A 22,405-nucleotide genomic window follows, 5' to 3' on the forward strand; every position below is an offset into this window, starting at 1 on the left:
CGGCCTCTGTCAGGAGGACGGGGTGCGACTTAGCCCGGACCGGGCGACCGGCTCCGCTCTGCAGTGAGAGCCTGTCCACCCTGTCTGAACGGTGGCTTGTGCCGAGTGGGACAGGTAGGTGCGCGAAACACCCCGAGCGTAACCCCTCTCTGTGAGGCCACGTGAGGCGGACATCCAGATTCTGCGGTCTCACTGGGGGTGCGCCACAGAACGAATCTGTCGTTTCCCACAGGCGGTCGAGGACCGCTGCGTCGGCTCGGCTGTTCAGCAGGGAAGAACGACGAGCTCGCGTAGAGGGTGTTACGAGTATAGGTGTGTAACTCGGCCTGTCTTGGAACATGGTCGCTACGAGTGGTGGGCCGACGGCAGCGTCTGTGTGTTCCGTCGTGTCGACGCGTTCTGTTGGTGGTGCATTCGACATCATCGAACAGACCTGTGGGCACGACCACTGTCGGCTACCAGGTTCATCCCTCCGAGGCCGGTGTGTACTGTCCCACGGTCATATTCGGTCAGGTCGAACACTCGCGAACAAAAGCCAACCACATATTACGGTTCACCACGTCGTCCGAACCAGCATGACCGACCCCATGCCCGGCTCGATTCGAAGCGACGAAACGCTGTTGAGTATCGTCGAGGCAGTCGAAGCCCTCGGAGAGGCAGGGGTCACGGAGATCGCCGACCAGGTAGACGTTTCCAAGAGCACGGTGCATGGGCACCTCACGACGCTCAAACAGCAGGGCTACGTCGTGGCCGAGGAGGGTCGCTACCGCCTGAGTCTGCGGTTCCTCCAGCTCGGCGAACACACACGGACGCAGACGGGCATCTACAACCTTGCGCGGCCGCACGTGGACGAACTCGCGCGGGAGACGAACGAACTCGCGAACCTCGCGGTCGAGGAGAACGGTCGTGGCGTGTACCTCTACCGGACCCAGGGTGACCAGACCATCCAGTTCTCGACCGATGCGGGGGACGTCCATCAGTTGCACTGCAGTGCGACCGGGAAGTCCATGCTCGCGCACATGCCTCGCGAGCACGTGGACGAGATACTGGACGAGCACGGCCTCCCGGCGCACACCGAGCAGACCATCACCGACGAGGCGACGCTCCACGAGACGCTGGTCGATGTCCGCGAGCGCGGTGTCGCGTTCGACGACGAGGAATACGGTGAAGGATTGCGGTGTGTGGGTGCGCCGATTCGAGGCCCCGAGGGGGACGTACTCGGGGCCATCAGCGTCTCAGGGCCCGCGACGAGGCTGCCGGAGGAGCGGTACCGCGAGGAACTGCCCGACATGCTTCGCCGGGCCGCGAACCTCATCGAGATAAATCTGAAGCAGTATTGAGATGCTGTTCGATGTTATCGAACAGGGTTCGGTCGGTCGTCAGTAGTTGCAGTAGACGGTCTTCGTCGTGGTGAAGAAGTCGAGGCCGGCGTCACCCTGCTCGCGGTAGGTCTCGCTGGAGGAGGCCTTCATCCCGCCGAATGGGACGTGGAGTTCGAGGCCGGTCGTCTTCTCGTTCACCTTGACGACGCCCGCCTCGACCTCGTCGACGAAGCGGTTCGCCTCGGTCAGGTCGTCGGTGACGACGCTGGCCGCGAGCCCGTACTGGGTATCGTTCGCGACCGCCACGCCCTCTTCGAAGTCCGACACCGGAATGACGCCGACGACCGGGCCGAAAATCTCCTCCTGGGCGATGCGCATGTCCGGCGAAACGTCCGAGAAGACGGTCGGTTCGACGAAGTGCCCGGACTCGTACTCTCCCTCGTCGAGCGCTTCACCGCCCGTCTCCAGGGTCGCACCTTCCTCCGTCCCCACGTCGATGTAGCTGAGGGTCCCGTCGAGTTCGCTCGCGCTGACCTGCGGGCCCATCTCGTAGCCGTCGAGGCCGGGACCGATGGAGAGCGATTCCGCATACTCGACGAGTTCCTCGACGAACTCGTCGTACACCGACTCGTGGATGATGGCTCGCGAGGTCGCGGTGCAGGCCTGCCCGGTGACGCCGAACGCGCCGCTGCCGACGATCTCGGCGGCCTCCTCGACGTCTGCGCTCTCGGTGACGAGGGTCGGGTTCTTCCCGCCCATCTCCAGCTGGACGCGCTTCTGGTCTTCTGCGGCCTGCTGGTAGACCACGTCGCCGACGTTCCCGCTCCCGGTGAACGAGACGGCGTCGACCGCGTCGTTCGTCGTGAGCTCCGTGCCGACCTCGCTCCCGGGACCCGTCACGAAGTTCACGACACCGTTGGGAAGCCCGGCCGCGTCGAGACATTCGACCAGCTTGCGGGCGACGTTCGGGGCCCGCGAGGCGGGCTTGATGACGACGCTGTTGCCGGTGACGAGAGCGGGTGCGAGCTTCCAGGCAGGGATGGCGACGGGGTAGTTCCACGGGGTGATGAGCCCGGCCACGCCGAGGGGTTCACCGACCGTGTAGAGGTTGGTGTCGCGGCCACTCGGTGCCTTCACGTCCCCACCGAGGTCACGGGCCTTCTCCGCGTAGTAGTAGAAGATGTCGACGGCGCGCTGGACCTCACCTGCCGCCTCGGGCCGAGCCTTCCCCTCCTCACGCACGAGGGTCTCGGTCAGTTCCTCTTGCCGGTCCTCTATCTGCTGGGCGGTCCGGGTGAGAATCCGGCCACGCTCGGGGGCGGGGGTGTTCGCCCACTCGTCCTGGGCTGCGGCGGCCGCCTCGATGGCTTCCGCGGTGTCCGCCGCGTTCGACTGCTGGAAGTGCGCGACCACGTCGTCCGGGTCGGCCGGGTTCTCGACCGTGAAGGTCTCGTTCGTTTCAGATACTGTCCACTCACCGCTGACGAAGTTGCCGACTGTCTCTGGCATGCAGCCAACACTGCTCGTTTCTCACATAAATGACTACCTCTTGTGGAAAGATTGTGGGGCATCCTTGCCCGCCCTCGCGTGTGTGCGAGAACGGGCGCGTAAAACGCTCTCTGTCCAAAATTCTGGTAATAATGGTTTCAATTTGCCCAAGGTTTTTGTGTCAGGGGTCGAAACTGCTCTGGTGAGACATGAGCGGAACAGTAGTGGTACTTGGCGGTTCTGGCGCAATGACCTCGTCCTGTGTCTACGACCTGCACAAGACGAGCGGATTCGACGAGATCGTCGTCGCGGACGTCGACGAGGAGAACGCACGGAAGCTGCTCGACGTGGTCGACGACGAGCGGGTCAGCTTCACCGACGTCGACGCGACCGACACGGCGGACCTGGTGCGGGTGCTGGAGGGAGCGGACTACGTGGTCAACGGGCTCCCCTACCAGTTCGAGGACAACGTGCTCGACGCCATCGTCGAGGTGGGTGACATCACCGGCGTGGACCTGAACGCGTTCGACTTCGACCGCATCCTCGCTCGCTCGGACGAGTTCGAGGAGGCGGGCTGTGCGCTCTGGTTCTGTAACGGTGGCGTCGTCAGCACCATCATGCTCGGGATGCTCGCGTGCCAGGACATGGATGACGTGAGCGAGGTGAACTTCTACTGGGGCATGTGGCGGCTGCTCACGCAGACGACCGCGGGCCTCACCGACACGGTCACCTACGAACACGACCCGAACGTCGACGAGCGCGTCGTCTGGCAGGACGGCGAGGTCACCAAGGACCTCCCGCCGTTCGGCCTGCGCAAGGAGTTCGACTTCCCGGACCCGGTCGGCCAGCAGGAGACCTACGTCATCACGCACCCCGAGTCCATCACGTTCCCGTGGTCGGACATCGCTCAGGAGACGGGGGTCGAGCGAATCGTCACCCGCGGTGTCTGGCACCCTGAGTGGCAGGATTACGAGGAGACGCTCCTGAACGCGGGCCTCTTCGATGCGGACCCGGTCGAGGTCGACGGGGCAGAGGTCGACGCGCTGGAGGCGATGCAGCAGGCCATCATCCAGCAGGGTGCCGAGGACGAGTGGCGCGACCCGAGCGAACTCTCGCCGGAGACCGAGTGGACGCCCCAGACCATCCTCTCGACCGAGGTCGTCGGGACCGAAGGCGACCGCGGCGCTCGGTCGGTGTACCACATGACCCAGCCCTTCCCGTTCTTCGACGGCAACGACATCACGCTGATGCGTGAATACGGCTGCTACGTCGGCGTCCCGCTGTCCGTGACGCTCCAGCTCATGGCGGCGGGCGAGTCGACCGGGTCGGGCATCTTCACCACGGAGACCAGCGGTGTCTCCCCGGAGCGGTACTTCGAGGCCATGGAGGAACGCGGCTTCGAACTCGTTCCGGAGACGACGCCGGCGAAGTAACGAGAATCGCGGTCGAAGCGGACGCGGTCGAATCGTCCACAGAACGAGTCTGTCCCCTTTTCACAGCGCGCAGTCCGCAGGGCGGGTCATCGAGGCTTCAGCGTGCGCCGTAGTTCAGCTCGACGATGTTGATAGCCGAGAGGAGCTTGTTCGTCAGTTCGTCTTCGACCTCGTCTTCACGCATCCGGTGGGCTGGCCCGGAGACGCTGATCGCACCGAGGACCTGGCCGTCGTCGGCGGTAACGGGCGCTGCGTAGGACATCATACCGAGTTTGTACTCTTCGCGCTCGTAGCTGAGGCCGCGCTCGCGGATTAGCTCGAACTGGTCGAACAGCTCGTCCCGGTCCGTGACCGTGTTCGGCGTCCGTTCGGGCATCCCGTGTCGGTCCAGTATCTCGTGGACGCGTTCTTCGGGGAGGTGCGCGAGCATCGCCTTGCCGGTGGCCGAGGAGTGGAGGTGGAAGTGCATCCCGGGGAACGTGTTGTACTGGATGCTCTGGCTGCTCCAGGCCGCGGCGAGACAGACGGCCTTGCCGTCCTCCTCGACCACGAGCGAGACGAGTTCACTGCTCGATTCGTCCGCGAGCCGGTCGATTTCTGGCTTGGCGATGTCGTAGAGCGGCTTCCGCGAGCGTTCCTTCGACCCCAGTTCGAGGAAGCGAAGACTGAGCCGGTACCGGGGCCCGTTCTTGACGACGTAGCCGAGTTGTCGCAGCGTGCTGAGGTAGTCGTGGACGACGCTCTGTGGTCTGTCGAGTTCGTCGGCGACCTCGGTCACGCGCGCACCACCCGTCTCGTCCAGTACCGCGACCATCTCGTCCATGGTCAGCAGCGATTTTATCGGCCGGTTTGCCTCGTCACCCATGAGAGAGACAATGCGTCACCAGTCACAAATAGATTCGGGATTATCGAATCGGCGGCGGCGTCTCTGGGCCGCACCGTATCGCAGTATCGGCGTAGCGATGCTCGACTTCTGGATACTCGTCATCGTCCATGACAGAAACGGCCGATGGCCACGTGGGTTTCCGGTCGATTCTGCGACGACTGTTCAGCGTCTCTTCGCAGAACCAGATTCGCGATTGTCGAATATCAGTTTTCTTTTGATAAATCGGTGTCTGTGCCGGAGAAGGCCCCAGACACACACATTCGGCAAAATAAGATATATAAAATATCGGTAAATAACTTGCAGATTGGATAACGTTTTTGTATAACAACCATGTACGTTCGGGTGGACACTATGACAACGCCTCACCAACGAGTGGGCGAACAGTCGGCACCCGAGAGCGAGCTCTCGCTGATCGACTGTGACATCCATCAACGGTGGAAAGACGACGCGGAGTTCGTCAAGTACCTGCCCGAGCAGTACCAGCGAGACGGTATCGTCACGCCGACCCTGCTGTACCGCAACCCCGGCGGGTTCCTTCGGCAGGACGAGAAGCCCGAGGATGGGGGCAAGCCCGGCTCTGACCTCGAGAAGATCGCCGAGGACCACCTCGACAAGAACGACATCGACTACGCCATCCTCACGGGGAACTCCTGGCTCAACCTCGGGGCAGTCCCGAACAGGGATTACGCGGCGGCCCTGGCTGACGCGTACAACCAGTGGCTCATCGAGGAGTGCCTCTCGGTCGACGACCGGTTCATCGGGTCGCTCTACGCGGCCCCGAAGAATCCCGGAGCGTCTGCCGAGCAGATCCGCGAATACGGTGACCATCCACAGGTCAAGCAGGTCCTCATGCCGGGTGGGTCCGAGGACCCCTACGGTCGCCCGCGCTACTGGCCGATATACGAGGCAGCCGTCGAGAAGGACCTCGCGGTAGGGGTCCATCCGTTCTCCGAGGGCCACGGGGTCGCCAACCCGCCGACCGGTGCCGGGCACCCGAACACCTACATCGAGTGGCACACCCTACTCGGCGCATACTACATGGGCCAGCTGGCCAGCCTCGTCACCGAAGGCGTGTTCGTCGAGTATCCTGACCTGCGCTTCGCGTTCATCGAGGGCGGCTACGGGTGGCTCCCGCACTTCATGTGGCGCCTCGACAAGAACTGGAAGGGCCTGCGCTCGCAGGTCCCGTGGCTGGAGAAGAAGCCGAGCGAGTACATCCGCGAGAACGTCTGGTTCGCCAGCCAACCCATCGAGGAGCCGGAGCAACCCGAGCATCACAACCAGATACTCGAGATGATGCACGCCGACGAGATCCTCATCTTCGCGAGTGACTACCCCCACTGGGACGGCGACGACCCGACCTGGGGGTTCCCGCCGATGGACGAGGAGATGGAGCGTGCCATCCGGTACGAGAACGCCGCGGAACTGTACGACCTGCCGGTCCAATCGGGTGAGCGCTGAATGGAGAAGCGCTTCGAAGTCTGTCCGGCGGACGAGATCCAGCCCGGCGAGCGCCACATCACCGAACTCGAGGGGTTCTCCATCGGCATCTTCAACGTCGACGGCGAGTACTTCGCGCTGAAGAACGACTGCCCCCACCAGCGCGCACCGCTGTGTAAGGGGCCGGTCACCGGGACGACGAAATCCGATACCCCGGGCGAGTTCAACTACGAACGCCCTGGCGAGATCGTCCGCTGTCCGTGGCACGGGTGGGAGTTCGACATCAAGACGGGTGAGTCGATCTTCAACCCGCACAAGGTGAAGGCCAAGTCGTTCGAGGCGACGGTCGAACCGGCAGAAGACGTAGCGACCGACGGAGGCGGGTGTGACAACTGCTCCGTCGAGATAGAAGGTGAGGAACCTCCCGTCGAGACGTACGACGTGGAGGTCGAACAAGACACCGTCGTGGTGTATCTCTAGGAGGGTTCACGATATGAGCACCGAATCAGACAGTATGTTCGGGGAGTTCAGGGACGAGATTCAACCATCGGTCTTCTGGGGTGGGGCGATACTGACCGTCATCGCGATCGCGGTCCTCGGCACCTGGCCGAGCGCCTCGGCAGAGGTACTGACCAACGTCAACACGTGGCTGTGGAAGAACCTCAGCTGGGTGTATCTCGGCATCATGTTCATCTGCGTCGGCTTCTGCCTGTGGCTGCTGCTGGGCCCGTGGGGACGCATCAAGCTCGGGGGCGAGGACGAGGAACCGGAGTACTCGTTCTTCGCGTTCTTCGCGATGCTGTTCTCTGCAGGGCTCTCGACGGGCCTCGTCTTCTTCGGGCCCGCAGAGGCGCTGTTCCACTACTCGTCGGGACCGCCGTTCCTCAGCGCAGGCTCGAGCTCCGCCGCGGTGATGCCCGGCGCGATTCAGTACACCCTGCTGCACTGGGGTATCTCGCCGTGGTCGGCGTACCTCATCGTCGGCGTCACCATCGCGTACTTCGTGCACCGGCACGGTGCGCCCATCAAGCCATCGACCATCTTCGCGCCGTTCATCGGCGTCGAGAACCTCGACAAGGACTGGGTGAAGCCCCTCGACATGGGCATCGTCGTGCTCTCGGTCGGTGGCGTCGCCGTCTCGCTCGGCTTCGTCGTCACCCAGTTCCTGACCGGACTCAACTACAACTGGGGTGTCCAGGTCGGTGACCTCGGCATCCTGCTGGTCACGACCGGACTCACCATCGGATTCACCATCTCTGCCGCACTCGGCGTCGACAAGGGTATCCGCCGCATCTCCCACTTCAACATGGGGCTGTTCGTCACCCTGCTCGTCGTCGCCTTCCTCGCCGGCCCGACCGGGTTCCTGATGAACCTCGGCACGGAGGCGGTCGGCGGGTACGTCAACGACTTCGTCGAGATGAGCCTCTACGCGAACGTCGCCAACGGCGCGTCCTGGGTCGGCGGCTGGACGGTCTTCTACTGGGCCTGGTGGTTCTCGTTCGCGCCGATGATCGGCATCTTCATGGCCCGCATCAGTCGCGGCCGGACCATCCGCCAGGTCGTCTTCGCCGGCCTCGCTGGAACCTCCGCGGCCTCCTTCCCGTGGTTCATCGTGATGGGCGGCTCCTCGCTGTGGGTCCAGCACAACGGCCAGGCCGACATCCTCGGCGCGGTCGGCGAGTACGGGACCGAGGTCGCCGGGTTCCCGCTGTTCGAGCAGATCGTCCCCTTCGGACTCGGCGGCGTCTTCTCGGGGCTGTACCTGCTGCTGGTGCTGACGTTCCTCATCACCACGGTCGACTCGACGACGCTCAGCCTGGCGATGTTCACCACCGGCGGCGACGAGGACCCCTCGACCATCAACCGGGTCACCTGGGGAACCCTCGTCGGCGTGCTCACGTCCATCCTGCTCATCGTGGGCGGCCTGCCGGCGCTCAAGGACATGATCGTCCTCGTCGGCCTGCCCGTGGCACTCGTCTGCCTGCTGTGTTTCGTCGGGCTGACCAAGGAACTCGAATCCCGCCATCCCGTCCTGCTCACCGACCGCGACCGGTCGCCCGACGAGAGTGGGACCGGCACCTCGCGGCCCAACCGGAGCCCACAGGACTCGGCGATGGTCACCGAGGACTGAACGACTTCGACGTACCGCTCGATTCGACCGAACCGGGAGAAGACGACTGCGCTTCGCGTTAGCTGCTACCTGCGGCGTTGACGACCGGCCGGTCGGCGTTCAACATCACCTTCTGGGTCACACTGCCGAACAGTGCCTTCCCGGCAGGCGTCCGTTTTCGCCCGCCGATGACGATGTAGCGAGCATCGACCCCATCCGCGTATTCGACGATGTTCTTGACGGGGTCACCGACACGTACGACGGTCGTTACGGGGTACTCAACAGCATCGGTCGCCGAGCCCACGATCCGGTCCGCAGCCTGTTGGACCTCGTAGTTCTCGGTCACGTCCTCCTCGTCCAGCGTGACCTCGAGGACGTCGACGAGCTTCGAGCGCTCGAACACGTGGAGGACGTGGAGTTCGTCGTCGAACGCCGCCGCGAGTTTCGCAGCTTCGTCCGCGACGCGCGATGCTCTCTCTGATTCATCGATGGCTGCCACGACTACCATACGTGACGCTTCGTGCGCACTGAGTAAGAACTTCGGGTGCGTTCTCACCGACTGATTACTGCGCGAGGAGGATGACGGCGGCGACGGCGAAGCCGATACCAAGGACGTTCATCTTCCCGAGGGATTCGTTGAGGAAGACGACGCCGAGGACGGTCACTACCAGCAGGTACATCCCGCTGATGCTGGTCGCGATGCCGACCGAGCCATCGGTCAGGGCGATGTAGTACGCGAGTGTTCCGAGGCCGAGGCAGAGCCCACTGAGCACGGCGAACCAGAGGCCGTCGGTCGCGACGGCGATGGAACTGCCGGAGTTGACCCCGATGTAGGCCCCCACCGCGAGGAGCGCGGCGATGTAGGTGTAGACTACCGCCTGTTCGGCCGGGATGTTCCTCGTGGCGAGCTTCGCGAAGAAGGCCCACCCCGCGTAGAGTATCATGGCTGTACCGGCGAAGAGAACTGTGGCTTTCGACATTGCGTACGTCAAGCCGACACGAGGAGGGGACAAAGCCGTTTCGACGCGGTCAGAGCTCGCCGCGACCATGCAACCCGTTCGAGTGGTGGCCGCTCCACCGCGCCAGCAACAGGCCGCCAGACCACGCCAGCAACACTTGCCCGCAATCGCTACCTATTCAACCCGTCCCTGTGACGTTTTCACAACGACCGATATGAGAGACGTCATCTCGGGGTACGCCGGCCGACAGCTATCGCTCCACGCACTGGGACTCGTGGTCATCCTCTCCGGCGTCCTCGTCGTCGCGCCGCTGCTTCCCTCCATCATCGAGACGTTCGACATCTCGCCCGCCACTGCGGGGTTCTCCATCTCGGTCCTCTGGGCGACCAACGCCCTGGTCCAGTACCCCGGCGGCCGGTACGCGGACCGCCTCCCCTCGACCGTCGTCCTGCTCCTGAGCCAGACGCTGCTGGTCGTCGGCTTCCTCTCGCTGGCCTTCTCGACCACCTTCCCGCAGTTCGTCCTCGGTCTCGCGCTCGTGGGGGCCGGCTATGGGATGTTCGAACCGGCGGGGATGGTCCTGCTCGGTGACCTCTTCGACGAAAAGCGTGGCCGGGCGTTCGGAATCCGGGACGCCGCTGTCAACTTCGGCAGCACGCTCTCGGCCGCCCTCGCGGCCGCCGCCCTCACCTACACCACGTGGCGGGCCGCCTTCGTGCCGGTCGCACTCTTGCTCTGTGTCGTGCTCTTCTCCTTGCATCGCGTCACCAGGGACAGCTATACCGTCTCCACCGTCGACCTCGAACTGCGCAACACGGCGGTCAGATTGTTCGAGACCCCACAGTCCGGGGCGCTCGTCGCGGTGACTGCGATGACGCTGTTCGCCTGGCAGGGGACTGCGAGCTTCCTGCCGACGTTCCTCCAGCTGGAGAAGGGGTTCTCCGAACTCGCCGCGACGCTTGGCTTCGCTGGTCTCTTCCTGGTGGGAACCGTGACGACGCCGGTCGCTGGCGCACTCGGAGACCGCTGGTCCCATCTCCGTGTCGCGGCTGTGACGACGGGGTTCAGCGTGCTCGGCCTCGCAACCCTCGTGGTCGCTGACCGCCGCCTGCTGGTCATCCTCGGGTTGGTCGTCTTCGCCGTCGGGCTGACGACGTTCTGGCCGGTCATCTACGTCCATCTCGTCGGCCAGCTCTCGGGGGATACTGTCGGGGGCGACCTCGGCGCGCTTCGGACAGCGTACTTCGCCATCGGGAGTCTCGGGCCGTCATACGTGGGACTGGTCGCCGCGAAGTTCGACTACTCGCTCGCCTTCGCGAGCCTGCTCGTCTGCTTCCTCGGTGCCGGTGTGACCGTGCTGTGGCTGGCAGACGGCTGAGGAACGAACGGCGGCGTCGGTTCGCCAGCTCGACGACAGGGTTTCGGGGTGAACCTTGGCCACGTCCCTGTTGCTGTCACCGAAACCTCTCCCCGCGAAAGCTGGGAACATCCGCGTCTCGTTTTATACGGCTGACTGGCGATAGTATACGTATGGTAGAGCACACCCGGACCCTCGATTTCAAGATCGCCTTTGCCATCGGGCTGGGGACCATGATCGCAGCGGGTATCTTCTCGCTCTCGGGGACGGCGGTCTTCCGAATCGGGTCGAGTGCGGTCCTGGCGTTCGTGCTTGCCGCAGTCGTCGCCAGCATCACCGCGGCTGCCTACTCGGAGTTCGCGTCGGTCTACTCCGAGAACGGGGGTGGCTACCTCTTCGTCTCGGAGACGTTCGAGGGGCGAGACCGGTTGAAATACGCGGTCGGGATGTCGCTCTTCCTGGGGTACACCGGGACGACGGCGTTCTACCTGGCGACGATGGACGAGTGGTTCTTCCGGTTCATCCTTCCGGAGTCACTGTCCGTCCTGCCGCATGGAAGCATCGGAATTCTCGCTGCGATTCTGCTGGGTGTGCTCAACGCTCGAGGGACGGAAGAGTCGGGCGTCTTCCAGCTCCTCGTCACGGCCGCGAAGGTCGTCGTCCTCCTCGTGTTCATCGCGGGCGCGATAGCCTTCGCCGGGCCGGGTCCCGCAACGGCCACGTTCGTCGACAACGTGCAGGTCGCGCCAGTCGGTATCGCCTCGGTCGCTGCGCTCGCGTTCATCACGTTCTTCGGGTTCTCCGCCATCGCGGCCAGCGCGGGTGAGATCATCGAGCCACGGAAGACCGTCCCGCGGGCCATCGCGGCGAGCATGATCACCGTGACCATCCTGTATGCGCTCGTCATCGTCGCGATGGTGAACGCGCCCGTTCCGCCCGAAGTACTTGCACAGGGAGAGACCGCGATGGGCACCGTTGCCGCGTCCTTCCTCGGGCCGTGGGGACAGATCCTCATCGTCCTCGGGGCGGTGTTCTCGATGGTGAGTGCGTCGAACGCCTCCATCCTCGCAGCCAGCGGTATCGGGTCATTGATGGGGCGCCAGGGCCACGCGCCACGTCGGTTCGCCCGCATCCACAGGGAGTACCGGACCCCGTCCTGGAGCGTGCTGACCGCCACGGCGACCATCACCGTGCTCATCTTCGTCTTCATCACGCTCTTCTCGGAGCACGGGCTGTTCGGCACGCACTTCCTCGGCCTCGAACCCCTCACCGGGTTCGCCACGTTCAACCTGCTCGTTCCACTCGCGGTGGTGAACGCCACGTTGATCTACTCGCGGCGGAACTTCCCGAGCCTCGAACGCGGGTTCCGGATGCCCCTCGTCCCGATTCTCCCGGTCGTCGGTATCCTCGCGAACCTCGCGCTCATCTGGAACCTCCCTGCCGTCGGCGTCATCGTAGGCATCGGCTTCACCCTCGCACTGGTCGCCGCATACCTCGTCTGGGGTGGCGCGCCGCACGTCGAGGAACTCGTCGAGGAGGTCGTCCCGTCCCGCGAGCCGACCCGGGAACGGACGGCGGCAGTGCCGGCGGAAGAAGCCGCGGCACCGGAGGGAGACCGCTACCGGATTCTCGTCCCGGTCGCGCGGCCCGACCGTGCCGTCTCGTACGTCCGACTCGCGGGAGCCCTGGCCCAGGCGCGGGACGCCAACCCGCTGGTCCAGGTCCTGCACGTCACGCATATCCCCGACCAGACTCCCAACGAGATGGTCCGCGAGGCGGCTCGCGATTCGACCGACCAGATCACCGACCTCCTCGAATCGGCCGCCCTCGATGTCGAGTACACGGTCGAGGGGCACATCTGTCGGGATGTGGCGTTCGACATCCTCCAGACGGCCCGGGACGACGGGGTAGACGAGATACTGATGGGCTACCCGGAAGACCATCCGAACATCACCGAGACGGTCGAATACCAGGCCCCCTGTGGCGTGTTCTTCACGAACAACGTCGAGGCGATGGACGACCTCTCGGTCGTCAACATCGGTGCCGGCGGCGGCCCGCACCACCTCGCGCTGTTGCCGTTCGTGAACCGGCTCGGGATGGCCGGGTCCGAGATCCACGTCATCAGTGTCATCCCGCAGTCGGGCGGAACGCCGGAGCCTGTCGAGGAGACGCTCGCCGCGCTCTCTGGTATCGAATCCGTCCAGGTCCACAACGTCTCTGCGGACACCGTCGCGGACGGGCTGGTGGCCGCAGCGGTCGGAAACGGGGGCGTCCTCTTCATCGGTGCGACCCGCGACCGTCGGCTCCGCCGCTGGGTGTTCGGTAGCACCCCTGACCAGACCATCGAGTACGCCAGGGACGCGAACGTGCCCGTGGTCATTCACGCGAGTACCAGCGGTCTCTCGGGACGCCTCGAGGAGTACGTGTTCCCGGTCTACCGCTATCTTCGCCGTCACGTCGGCGGGCGACGAGACGTCCGTCGGGTTGCTGAGCGGCCGAAGAAGGCCAAGTAGGGTCGCGTTTCCAGGGCCACGTGAGGTCAAACGTTGGCGGCCCCAATTTTGTTCGAACCGAAGGTAGTACGGGAGGGGTTCGTGGGGGCGAAGCAGATTTCCCCCGCCATCAGCAGCGGCTCGATGCGTACATCGTTGGGGAATCTATGGCGCATAAATATCTGATTTCGATTCTATTCGCTGAAGCGATATGAGGTGGTTTGTGGTCTCCGTATTGAACCATCGATCCGGAGGTTGAATTGGCCATCGTCGGGAACTCTGTGGCTCGAGATGAGGTCTGCCCAACGAAACAAATATTTCTTCAGTTTCTAGATAATATCAAAATTAGTTTTCAGGCCTTCAACACTGCGTGTAGGGTGCTTCATCGGAGTAACGTAATTCACAAATCAGTACTTTCGTTTCGGCATGGCTGTGGTGTCGTGTCAAGACCGTCTCGACCTGATAGTTGCACCCCAACCAGCACCGTTCCTTCGTTCATTATGTTTGCTGAACTTGAGTTCTGGGTATATGAAATTCAAATGGTGAATGATGTGGCTCTCGGAATTGTTGCCTCAGTGCGCCAACTACTCCCTCCACGCCTCCATCTGGTGGCCACGACATCGACCGTGCTGGCCACCGAATCTCTAGACCCTCGTTGCTTGTTTCCGTATGTTGAAGGGAAGCCCACTGGACGGTACACGCATGAGCGAACACCCAACGCGAATCGCGGTGACGGGCGGGCTGGGCGGCGTCGGCAGCTGGGTCGTCGACCGACTGGCAGACGATGGATACGACGTCCTCGCTATCGACACGCACACACCGGAGCAACACGTCGAGAACGTCCGGTTCTTCTCGGCAGACCTCACCGACGCGGGAGAGACGTTCGACATCCTCCACGCGTTCGACCCGGAGGCCGTCATCCACCTCGCAGCGATTCCGGACCCGACCGCACACGCCGGGACGCGCGTGTTCTCGAACAACATCCTCTCGGCGTACAACGTCCTCTTCGCCGCCGGTCGACTCGGGAGCGATATCGTCTGGGCCTCCAGCGAGTCCGCTTACGGGTTCCCCTTCTCGGAGTCGCTCCTTCTCCCGGAGTACCTCCCCATCGACGAATCACACCCCATGCGACCCGAAGACCCGTACGGTGTCTCGAAGGTCGCCGGTGAGTCGGTCGCCGAGATGGTCACCCGCCGGTTCGGTGTCCAGGTGGCGTCCATCCGCCCGTCGTGGGTGCAGTATCCAGGCGAGTACGAGGTGAGCAACATCCGTCGGGAAGTCGCCGTCGACGAGATAGAAGCCGGGACCAAACCGCCCGGGAGTGGGAACTTCTGGTCGTACATCGACGTCCGGGACCTCGTCGAACTGTGCGTGAGAGCTGTCGAGGCTGACTTCGACGGGCACGAACCGTACCTCTGTCACGCCGCAGAGAATTACATGGGCGTCGAAACCGCCCGACTGATCGCGGCTCTCAGTGACGGGACGGCGCCCGACCTGTCCGGGCTCTCCGGAGAATCCTGTGCGTTCACCACGCAGAAGGCGTTCGACGAACTCGGCTGGGAACCCGAGCACACCTGGCGAGAAGCCGAGTCCGAGACGGTGGACGGTCCATCCTTCATCTGACCGGGCAACGAGAGGCTCGCGTCGGCCGCTCCGGTCCGGTCACCGGTTGAGGGTATGGACGGCTGCACCGTGGGCGTTTGCAGCCGCTTCCATCACGGCCTCGGTGAGGGTCGGATGGGTGTGGACCGTCGACGCGACCTCTGTGAGGGTCGCCTCGGTTTCGACGGCCAGCGCGAACTCTGCGACCAGTTCCGAGGCGTCCGGACAGACCAGCTGCGCGCCGAGTATCGTTCCGGTTGTCCCGTTCGCGACGACCCGAACGAAGCCATCGGTCTCACCGAGCGTGAGTGCCCGGCCAGACGCGCGCATCGGCATCTCCCCGACGATGGGCTCGAGGCCAGCTTCCTCGGCCTCGGCCTCGGTCATCCCGACCGTCGCAATCTCTGGGTCGGTGAAGACAGCAGCCGGAATCGCCCGGGGATCGATGGTCTCGGAAGTCCCAGCGACCACCTCTGCTGCAATCTCACCTTCTTTACTCGCCTTGTGTGCGAGCATCGGTTCGCCGGCGACGTCCCCGACAGCGAAGATGTTGGCTGTACTGGTTCGGGTCTGTTCGTCGGTCCAGACGAAGCCGCTGTCGTCGGTCTCGATGGCTGCAGCCGAGAGGTTCAGCGTGTCCGTGACCGGCTCACGGCCGACAGCCACGACGACGTGGTCGCCGTCGTATTCGAACCGTTCGTCGTCCTCGTTCCGGGTACTGACACGCACACCAGTCGTGGTCGGCTTCCAACTCGCGGCCTGCTCCCCGAAGCGGAAGTCGATACCCAGTTTCTCTCCACGACGCCGGACGACGCGGGCGACGTCCCGTTCGTAGCCGGGGAGCACCTGGTCCAGCATCTCGACCACCGTCACGTCGACTCCCAGTTTGGCGAACACCGTCGAGAGTTCCATCCCGATGTAGCCAGCGCCGATGACGACGAGCTGGTCGGGCAGGGAGTCGAGTGCCAGCGCATGTGTCGACGAGAGTATCCGCTGGCCGTCGAAGGAGAACCCGGGAAGTTGGATGGGGCGCGAGCCCGTTGCTACGATAGCGTGCTCGAACGCGAGTACGCCCTGTCTGGTTCCGTCGCTGGTGATCTCGACCTCGTTCTCGCCCGTGAACGAGGCGACACCATCGAGGAGGGTGACGCCGTTGCCCTTGCATAGCTTCTCGACACCGCCGGTGAGTCGGTCCACGACACCGTCTTTCCACTCGGTCATGCGACCGAAGTCCACGTCGATGTCGGCGCTGATTCCCATGGTCTCCGCTTCGCTGGCCTCGTGGGCGATGTCGGTCGCCGTGATGAGCGCTTTCGAGGGGATGCAACCGACGTTGAGACAGGTCCCACCGTATGCATCCTTCTCGACGAGCGTCACGTCGAGACCTGATTGCGCCGCCCGGATCGCGGCGACGTACCCACCAGGGCCAGCACCGATAACCAGTACCTCCGTCTCTGTTGGGAGTGAATCTGCAGCCATCTATTGCTACCTGATACCGGATGCTACAGTGTCCTGCCTAATATACCCCCCTGCCTGAGGGGGTACAGTTATACTGCTTGATTCGCATATCCCAAAAGGAGGAATGTCATCAACACTTCACTCGCAGGTCGAGGAGTATCTACACGGGCTGTCCAAACAGGGTCTCCCACCGCTGTATCGGCTCTCCCTCGACGACGCTCGCCAGACGTACCGTGACCTCAGCGTGCCAAGTGAGCCCCCGGACGACGTCGCGTCGGTCACGGACCGGACGATTCCGGGTCCGGCAGGCGACGTCCCGATTCGACTGTATCGACCCATCGAGGACCGAGCGCTCCCGGCGCTCGTATTCTTCCACGGGGGCGGATGGATGCTCGGTGACCTCGACACGCACGACGCGCTGTGTCGGGCGGTCGCGAACGCGACGGAGTGCCTCGTCGTCGCCGTCGACTACCGACTCGCACCAGAACACCGGTTCCCGGCTGGACTCGAGGACTGCTACGCTGCGACCTGCTGGGTCGCTAACAACGCCGAATCGATCGGTGCTGTGCCCGGCTCGCTGGCGACCATGGGAGACAGTGCAGGTGGGAACCTGGCGGTCGGCGTCGGGCTTCTCTCTCGCGACAGGGATGGTCCGGAGATATCGTACCAGGTGCTCGCCTATCCGGCCACGAACCATGCGTTCGATACGGACTCCTACGAGGAGAACGCACAGGGATACTTCCTCACGCGAAAGGACATGGAGCGGTTCTGGAACGGCTACCTCCGGAGCGAACTGGACGCCGAGCACGCGTACGTCTCCCCCCTCCAGACGGAGTCGCTCGCCGGCCTCCCCCCGTCGCTCGTGCTGACCTGTGGGTTCGACCCGCTTCGCGACGACGGGCAGGCACTCGCGACTCGTCTGTCCGAAGACGGCGTGGACACGCATCACATTCACTATGGCGACATGATACACGGGTTCCTGACGATGCTCTCCGACCCCGAACTCGACCGCGCACGCGAGGGTATCGAAGAGATCGGCGAGATGGTTCGCAGCGAACTCCAGGAAGCTCCCCCGGTCACGTCGTGACCACACCGCCCCTGTGGCGGTCTGACCGCGACGGACAGCCCCACTGTCTCCCGAATCGAAGTCCGAGTGAACGGTTGCCACAGTAAACACGCTTTTGTAGGATGCCGTTGATGAGGTATATATAATGGCAATTATCGTTAAAATGCCAAAGCTTGGGCTCGAGATGGAGCAGGGCATCATCCTGGAGTGGTTCTTCGAGCCCGGTGAGGCGGTGTCCGAAGGCGACGTGATCGCAGAGGTCGAGTCAGAGAAGAGCATCGGGGAGGTCGAAGCCCGCGAAGACGGAGAACTTCGACGGATCTACCTCGAGGAGGGGGAGTCCATCCCCCCGGGTAAGCCGATCGGTATCCTCGCGGCTTCCGATGCCGAGATATCCGACCTCGAGGCCGAGGTCGAAGCCGAACTCGGCGACGCGGGTGCGGCCGTCGACGACAGTCAGGACGACGACGCGGCAGCAGAGACGACAGACACCGACTCGGCTGCCGACACCGAATCCACGGCGTCCGATTCTGGCGCAGCAGGGGACGACGTGAAGGCGTCGCCGCGGGCGAAGAAGCAGGCAGAGGAACTCGGCGTGGACCTCACGACGGTCGAGGGGACCGGGCCGATGGGTTCGATCACGGCCGACGACGTCGAGGCAGCAGCCAGCGAGTCCGACGGGCAGGATTCGAGCTCCGAGCCGGTCAAGGCATCGCCACGGGCGAAGAAGCAGGCGGAAGAACTCGGTGTGGACCTCACGACGGTCGAGGGGACCGGGCCGATGGGCTCGATTACTGCCGACGACGTCGAGGCGGCAGCTGACGCCGCACAGTCGGGTTCGAGCGGTGGGGTTCACCGAACCACCGGCGGACAGTCCGAAGTGTACCGCTACGAGAGACTCTCTGCTGTGGCAAACCCCGAGGCCGGGGAAGCCCTCCTCGAGACCACGGAAGCGGTTCGGTCAGCGTTCGAGGAGCGCGTCACGACCACCGACGTGTTGCTCCTCGTCGCCTCGGCCGCACTCGAGGAGACGCCCGTGTTGAACGGTACCTACGCGGAGTCGACGCATCAGCTGCAAACGCAGCAGGATATCGAGCTCGTGTCCGACGCCGATGACGACCTGGCGTCGGGCGTGATCGCTGGCGTCGACGAGAAATCACTGACCGAGATCGTCGAGGCACGGGAGTCACTCGGCGACGACGAGGACGACGAGACGGCCTCGTTCACGCTCTCGAACACGGCAGGAGAAGACCCGGATGGACCACTCATCAACAGCCCGGGTGTGGCCGCACTGGAGATCGACCCGTCCGGGCAGCGGGCCGTTCCGAACGGTGACGGCGTCGAACTGCAACCGCTGGTCACCGTCGATCTGACGTACGACACGTGCGCCATCGGCGACGCCGAAGCTGAAGCGTTCGTGGACAGCTTCTTCGAACAGGCGGAGCAGGCATCCGAACTGGTGCTCGGGTCGTATCGCGGCAAGGAATAACCGAACTGGCGGTCACGCTTTTCTGGCAGCTGCGCTTCCAGCCTCTCGCTTCTCGAGCGATGCTCGTCTTTGACGAGGAAGGCGACAGTGAATTCGAGAGAAACGGATGACAGTCGGGTAACCGATTACCGCGAGAGACTGCCCCGGAGCAATGCACCGCCCTCGGGGGCGGCCTTGAGCGCGGCATCGACGTCCACGAGACGCGGCCCGTCGGCAGTGGGTGTCATCGTGACGGTCGCATCGGTGAGTTCGAGCTCGCGCTCGCCATCGGCACCGATGACGCAGTCGGTCCCTTCGACGGTCTTTGATTCGCCCCATCCGAGCGGTTCGTGCGCTTCGAGCCCGACGGTCGTCGTCATTCCCGGCGCGAGGACGGCACGGACCGACCGTTCCGCCTGGGCGGGGTCACAGAGGCTGAGTGAGACGCCGCCCGGTGCATCGGGGGCCAGGGGCTCGACACAGCCCGCGACGCTCGTGAGCCCGATCTCGGCGGGGTGTGCCCGAGTCACGACACCACCGAGCAGGTCGGACGGGTCGATGACGGCCCTCGTTCCGATGAAGGATCGGTCGGTGATGCCGACCGTCGCCAGCCCGGCCATCGATTTCTGGCCGGAGACGTCATCCACCTCGACGTCGATTCGTCCGTGACGGTAGGTGACGGCATCGGCGTCGACCACGCCGTTCGCGATGACGGTCGCTGCTGCACCGGCGACGGTCCCATCCACGGGCGTCGGAACGACGTTGTTGGTCCCCGTCGAGACGGAGAGGAGTGGAACGTCGCCGAGTTCCAGCGCTGCGTCCCGGGTCGTCCCGTCACCGCCCAGGACGACGACGACGTCGGCGGTCTCCCGGAAGTGGGCCGCAGCTCGTCGCGTGTCCGCGGCCGTCTCCTGGATGGTCATATCCACCAGCTCGACGTCCATCTCCGGTGGTGCCTCGTCGATGGCGTAGGAGGCGATGCCGACCTTCTCGGGCATTATCTCCACGCTGGGTGTCTCGTCGATGAGGGTCGCTCCGTTCAGCACGCACTCGGCGACCCGGCGCTTCGCGTAGTTGTCGACGACGCTCGCGCCGCCGGTGAGGCGACGGATGTCGCGGCCTGCGGACGGGTTGACGATAAGTCCAACGTGAGCCACGTCAGCTCACGTTATCCGATTGATGGCGTTCTCGACCTGGTCACCGTCCGGCAGGACCTCCTGTTCGAGCGGCGTGCTGAACGGCATGTGCGTGTCGGGGGTCCCGACGCGCTGGATCGGTGCGTCGAGGCTGAAGAACGCCTCTTCCTGTGCTCGGGCGACGACCTCGGCGTGGATACCGTACGAGAGCGGGCTCTCGTCGGCGACGACCATCCGGCCGGTCTTCTGGAGGCTCTCGACGATGGTGTCGGTGTCGAGCGGGTACAGCGAGCGTGGGTCGATGACCTCGACGCTCACGTCACCTTCTAGGCGCTCGGCGACCTGCAGCGACTCGCCGACGAGTCGTTGCGTCGCCACGACGGTGACGTCCTCGCCTTCACGTTCGACGGCTGCTTCACCGATCGGGACGACGTAGTCGTCGTCGACCGGGACCTCGCCCTTCTGCTCGTAGATCATCTTGTTCTCGAAGACGAAGACGGGGTCGTCAGACCTGATCGCGGCCTTGGTCAGCCCCTTGGCGGAGGCGGGCGTACCGGGTGCGACCGCCTTCAGACCGGGGAAGTGGGCGATCCAGGCGTGGACCGTCCCGGAGTGCTGGCTTGCGGCACCCATCCCACCACCCTCGGTGGTGCGTACGGTGACGGGCATCTCGGTCTTCCCGCCGAACATGTAGCGCATCTTCGCCATCTGGTTCATGATCTGTTCCATCGAGACGCCCATGAAGTCCGAGAACATGAGCTCGACGACGGGTCGGGTCCCGGTCGCCGCGGCACCGGTCGCCGCCCCGGTGAACCCGGCTTCGGCGATGGGTGTGTCTCGAAGTCGCTCCTCACCGAACTCCTCGATGAGGTCGCCGGTGACCTCCAGGACGCCGCCGAAGTCACCGACGTCTTCGCCCATGACGTAGACGTCCTCGTCGCGACGCATCTCCTCCCGGAGCGCCAGACGGATGGATTCGCGGACCGTCATCCGTTCCGTCTCCATCCCGTCGAGTTCCGACTGGACGCTCATCGCGACTCACCTCCGTTAGCCCCGCCATCGGTGCGGAGTCGCTCTGCGAACTTCTCTATCTCGGGTACTGGCTCTTTGAACATGTCGTCGTACGCGTCTTCGGGCTCGGGCAGGTCGGACTCCTGTGCGAACTCGATGGCATCGGCGATTGTCGCTTCGACGTTCGCCTCGAGGTCTTCGAACTCGCCTTCGCTGAGTTCGTCGCGGTCGATGAGTCGCTGCTTGAACGAGTCTATCGCGTCTCGCTCCTTCCACTGCTGGAGCTCTTCGTCCGTCCGGTAGTTCTGTTCGTCGCCCTCGTAGTGACCGTGGTATCGGTACGTCTCTGCTTCGATGAGTGTCGGTCCGTCACCCGCTCGGGCTCGTTTTCGTGCCTCGGTGACGGCCTCGTACACGGCCGTCACGTCCATCCCGTCGACGGTGATTCCGGGGATGTCGTATGCCTGTGCGGTGTCGCTGAGGTTGTTCACGTTGTGCTGCTTCTCGACCGGAGTCGCCTCACCGTACTGGTTGTTCTCGATGAGGAAGATAGCGGGCAGGTCCCAGGTCGCGGCCATGTTCATGGCCTCGTGAACCTGTCCCTGCGCGGTCGCACCGTCACCGAAGAAGGCCAGCGCGACCTGGTCGCGGTCCTGGTAGTCGATTGAGAGCGCGGCACCCGTTGCCAGCGGCGGTCCGGCACCGACGATACCGTTCGCGCCGAGCATCCCCGCATCGACGTCGGCGATGTGCATCGAGCCACCCTTGCCCTTGCAGTAGCCGCTCTCCTTGCCGAACAGTTCGGCCATCATCAGCTTGGGGTCCAGCCCCTTCGCGATACAATGTCCGTGGCCTCGGTGTGTGCTGGTGATGTAGTCGTCCGGTTCGAGCGCGCCACAGGTCCCGACCCCCACCGCCTCCTCACCGATATAGAGGTGGACGAAGCCTGGAATCTCACCGTCGGCGAAGTACTGTCCCGCCTTGGTGTCGAACTCTCTGATGGTCAGCATCCGGCGCAGGGCCTCTACTCTTCCCTCGGGTGTATCTAAATTATAATTTGCCATGCTACGTCTTATCATGACAGTAAACACCGGCTTAAAACTAGTGATTACACCATATTATCACTAAGTGGTATCTCTTCCTCAGGTCACAGGCGTGGACAAAACGAACACGGAGA

General features: G+C 63.9%; 18 protein-coding genes. 10 read left to right on the plus strand and 8 right to left on the minus strand.

Going from position 1 to position 22,405, the window contains the following annotated elements:
* The first annotated feature begins 575 nt into the window (after window positions 1–575).
* Entirely contained in the window at window positions 576–1,340 is a 765-nt protein-coding gene (locus tag N6C22_RS18675) for an IclR family transcriptional regulator (RefSeq protein WP_261652710.1), read from the plus strand.
* A 39-nt stretch (window positions 1,341–1,379) separates the two neighbouring features.
* Here N6C22_RS18675 and N6C22_RS18680 read toward each other — a convergent pair whose 3' ends face one another.
* Complete coding sequence (locus N6C22_RS18680; RefSeq protein ID WP_261652711.1) at window positions 1,380–2,831, minus strand: aldehyde dehydrogenase family protein; 1,452 nt, start codon at window positions 2,829–2,831, stop codon at window positions 1,380–1,382.
* Window positions 2,832–3,019: 188 nt separating this feature from the next.
* Here N6C22_RS18680 and N6C22_RS18685 point away from each other — a divergent pair, with 188 nt between their 5' ends.
* Complete coding sequence (locus N6C22_RS18685; RefSeq protein ID WP_261652712.1) at window positions 3,020–4,243, plus strand: saccharopine dehydrogenase family protein; 1,224 nt, start codon at window positions 3,020–3,022, stop codon at window positions 4,241–4,243.
* Window positions 4,244–4,340: 97 nt separating this feature from the next.
* On the opposite strand, the gene N6C22_RS18690 is transcribed toward N6C22_RS18685, so the two are convergent.
* Entirely contained in the window at window positions 4,341–5,108 is a 768-nt protein-coding gene (locus N6C22_RS18690; RefSeq protein WP_261652713.1) for an IclR family transcriptional regulator, read from the minus strand.
* A 372-nt stretch (window positions 5,109–5,480) separates the two neighbouring features.
* Here N6C22_RS18690 and N6C22_RS18695 point away from each other — a divergent pair, with 372 nt between their 5' ends.
* Genes N6C22_RS18695 through N6C22_RS18705 form a run of 3 tightly spaced genes read left to right on the plus strand, consistent with a single transcriptional unit; the run spans window position 5,481 to window position 8,700 of the window.
* Window positions 5,481–6,590, plus strand: coding sequence for an amidohydrolase family protein (locus N6C22_RS18695; protein WP_261652714.1), 1,110 nt, complete (start codon window positions 5,481–5,483; stop codon window positions 6,588–6,590).
* On the plus strand, window positions 6,591–7,049 hold the full coding sequence (locus N6C22_RS18700) for a Rieske (2Fe-2S) protein (RefSeq protein ID WP_261652715.1): 459 nt from the start codon (window positions 6,591–6,593) through the stop codon (window positions 7,047–7,049).
* Between the two features lie 13 nt (window positions 7,050–7,062).
* Window positions 7,063–8,700, plus strand: a complete 1,638-nt coding sequence (locus N6C22_RS18705) for a BCCT family transporter (protein WP_261652716.1) — start codon at window positions 7,063–7,065, stop codon at window positions 8,698–8,700.
* A 58-nt stretch (window positions 8,701–8,758) separates the two neighbouring features.
* On the opposite strand, the gene N6C22_RS18710 is transcribed toward N6C22_RS18705, so the two are convergent.
* Together N6C22_RS18710 and N6C22_RS18715 are read right to left on the minus strand one after the other, a co-directional pair.
* Window positions 8,759–9,187: a universal stress protein gene (locus N6C22_RS18710; protein WP_261652717.1), complete on the minus strand. Its 429-nt coding sequence runs from the start codon at window positions 9,185–9,187 to the stop codon at window positions 8,759–8,761.
* 55 nt (window positions 9,188–9,242) lie between these two features.
* A complete protein-coding gene (locus N6C22_RS18715; protein ID WP_261652718.1) occupies window positions 9,243–9,659 on the minus strand; it encodes an EamA family transporter in 417 nt (138 codons plus the stop codon).
* A 193-nt stretch (window positions 9,660–9,852) separates the two neighbouring features.
* On the opposite strand from N6C22_RS18715, the gene N6C22_RS18720 reads away from it, so the two are divergent.
* The 3 genes from N6C22_RS18720 (at window position 9,853) to N6C22_RS18730 (ending at window position 15,110) form a co-directional block, all read left to right on the plus strand.
* On the plus strand, window positions 9,853–11,016 hold the full coding sequence (locus N6C22_RS18720) for an MFS transporter (protein WP_261652719.1): 1,164 nt from the start codon (window positions 9,853–9,855) through the stop codon (window positions 11,014–11,016).
* 152 nt (window positions 11,017–11,168) lie between these two features.
* Window positions 11,169–13,508 (plus strand): amino acid permease, encoded by a 2,340-nt coding sequence (locus N6C22_RS18725; RefSeq protein ID WP_261652720.1) that lies wholly within the window; start codon window positions 11,169–11,171, stop codon window positions 13,506–13,508.
* Window positions 13,509–14,189: 681 nt separating this feature from the next.
* Window positions 14,190–15,110 (plus strand): NAD(P)-dependent oxidoreductase, encoded by a 921-nt coding sequence (locus N6C22_RS18730; RefSeq protein WP_261652721.1) that lies wholly within the window; start codon window positions 14,190–14,192, stop codon window positions 15,108–15,110.
* Between the two features lie 39 nt (window positions 15,111–15,149).
* Here N6C22_RS18730 and lpdA read toward each other — a convergent pair whose 3' ends face one another.
* The gene (gene lpdA / locus N6C22_RS18735; RefSeq protein ID WP_261652722.1) at window positions 15,150–16,568 is read right to left on the minus strand and encodes a dihydrolipoyl dehydrogenase; all 1,419 of its coding nucleotides are present in this window, start codon (window positions 16,566–16,568) and stop codon (window positions 15,150–15,152) included.
* Between the two features lie 103 nt (window positions 16,569–16,671).
* Here lpdA and N6C22_RS18740 point away from each other — a divergent pair, with 103 nt between their 5' ends.
* Window positions 16,672–17,634 (plus strand): alpha/beta hydrolase, encoded by a 963-nt coding sequence (locus N6C22_RS18740; RefSeq protein ID WP_261652723.1) that lies wholly within the window; start codon window positions 16,672–16,674, stop codon window positions 17,632–17,634.
* Window positions 17,635–17,776: 142 nt separating this feature from the next.
* On the plus strand, window positions 17,777–19,102 hold the full coding sequence (locus N6C22_RS18745) for an E3 binding domain-containing protein (protein WP_261652724.1): 1,326 nt from the start codon (window positions 17,777–17,779) through the stop codon (window positions 19,100–19,102).
* Between the two features lie 125 nt (window positions 19,103–19,227).
* Here the strand turns inward: N6C22_RS18745 and N6C22_RS18750 are convergent, their stop codons facing one another.
* From N6C22_RS18750 to N6C22_RS18760, 3 genes are read right to left on the minus strand one after another with little or no spacing between them, the layout of a single operon-like run.
* A complete protein-coding gene (locus N6C22_RS18750) occupies window positions 19,228–20,238 on the minus strand; it encodes an NAD(+)/NADH kinase (protein WP_261652725.1) in 1,011 nt (336 codons plus the stop codon).
* A gap of 6 nt (window positions 20,239–20,244) precedes the next feature.
* Entirely contained in the window at window positions 20,245–21,249 is a 1,005-nt protein-coding gene (locus N6C22_RS18755) for an alpha-ketoacid dehydrogenase subunit beta (RefSeq protein WP_261652726.1), read from the minus strand.
* Window positions 21,246–22,307: a thiamine pyrophosphate-dependent dehydrogenase E1 component subunit alpha gene (locus N6C22_RS18760; protein WP_369684453.1), complete on the minus strand. Its 1,062-nt coding sequence runs from the start codon at window positions 22,305–22,307 to the stop codon at window positions 21,246–21,248. The genes N6C22_RS18755 and N6C22_RS18760 overlap by 4 nt, the downstream gene beginning before the upstream one ends.
* Between the last annotated feature and the right edge of the window lie 98 nt (window positions 22,308–22,405).

Origin of the sequence: Haloarchaeobius sp. HME9146 (assembly GCF_025399835.1) — an archaeon.
Classification (GTDB): Archaea; Halobacteriota; Halobacteria; order Halobacteriales; family Natrialbaceae; genus Haloarchaeobius.

Excerpts from the sequence above, each read along its gene's own strand:
- N6C22_RS18675 (WP_261652710.1), top strand. The coding sequence starts at position 576 with ATGACCGACCCCATGCCCGGCTCGATTCGAAGCGACGAAACGCTGTTG.
- N6C22_RS18680 (WP_261652711.1), bottom strand. The coding sequence starts at position 2,831 with ATGCCAGAGACAGTCGGCAACTTCGTCAGCGGTGAGTGGACAGTATCT.
- N6C22_RS18685 (WP_261652712.1), top strand. The coding sequence starts at position 3,020 with ATGAGCGGAACAGTAGTGGTACTTGGCGGTTCTGGCGCAATGACCTCG.
- N6C22_RS18690 (WP_261652713.1), bottom strand. The coding sequence starts at position 5,108 with ATGGGTGACGAGGCAAACCGGCCGATAAAATCGCTGCTGACCATGGAC.
- N6C22_RS18695 (WP_261652714.1), top strand. The coding sequence starts at position 5,481 with ATGACAACGCCTCACCAACGAGTGGGCGAACAGTCGGCACCCGAGAGC.
- N6C22_RS18700 (WP_261652715.1), top strand. The coding sequence starts at position 6,591 with ATGGAGAAGCGCTTCGAAGTCTGTCCGGCGGACGAGATCCAGCCCGGC.
- N6C22_RS18705 (WP_261652716.1), top strand. The coding sequence starts at position 7,063 with ATGAGCACCGAATCAGACAGTATGTTCGGGGAGTTCAGGGACGAGATT.
- N6C22_RS18710 (WP_261652717.1), bottom strand. The coding sequence starts at position 9,187 with ATGGTAGTCGTGGCAGCCATCGATGAATCAGAGAGAGCATCGCGCGTC.
- N6C22_RS18715 (WP_261652718.1), bottom strand. The coding sequence starts at position 9,659 with ATGTCGAAAGCCACAGTTCTCTTCGCCGGTACAGCCATGATACTCTAC.
- N6C22_RS18720 (WP_261652719.1), top strand. The coding sequence starts at position 9,853 with ATGAGAGACGTCATCTCGGGGTACGCCGGCCGACAGCTATCGCTCCAC.
- N6C22_RS18725 (WP_261652720.1), top strand. The coding sequence starts at position 11,169 with ATGGTAGAGCACACCCGGACCCTCGATTTCAAGATCGCCTTTGCCATC.
- N6C22_RS18730 (WP_261652721.1), top strand. The coding sequence starts at position 14,190 with ATGAGCGAACACCCAACGCGAATCGCGGTGACGGGCGGGCTGGGCGGC.
- lpdA (WP_261652722.1), bottom strand. The coding sequence starts at position 16,568 with ATGGCTGCAGATTCACTCCCAACAGAGACGGAGGTACTGGTTATCGGT.
- N6C22_RS18740 (WP_261652723.1), top strand. The coding sequence starts at position 16,672 with ATGTCATCAACACTTCACTCGCAGGTCGAGGAGTATCTACACGGGCTG.
- N6C22_RS18745 (WP_261652724.1), top strand. The coding sequence starts at position 17,777 with ATGCCAAAGCTTGGGCTCGAGATGGAGCAGGGCATCATCCTGGAGTGG.
- N6C22_RS18755 (WP_261652726.1), bottom strand. The coding sequence starts at position 21,249 with ATGAGCGTCCAGTCGGAACTCGACGGGATGGAGACGGAACGGATGACG.
- N6C22_RS18760 (WP_369684453.1), bottom strand. The coding sequence starts at position 22,307 with ATGATAAGACGTAGCATGGCAAATTATAATTTAGATACACCCGAGGGA.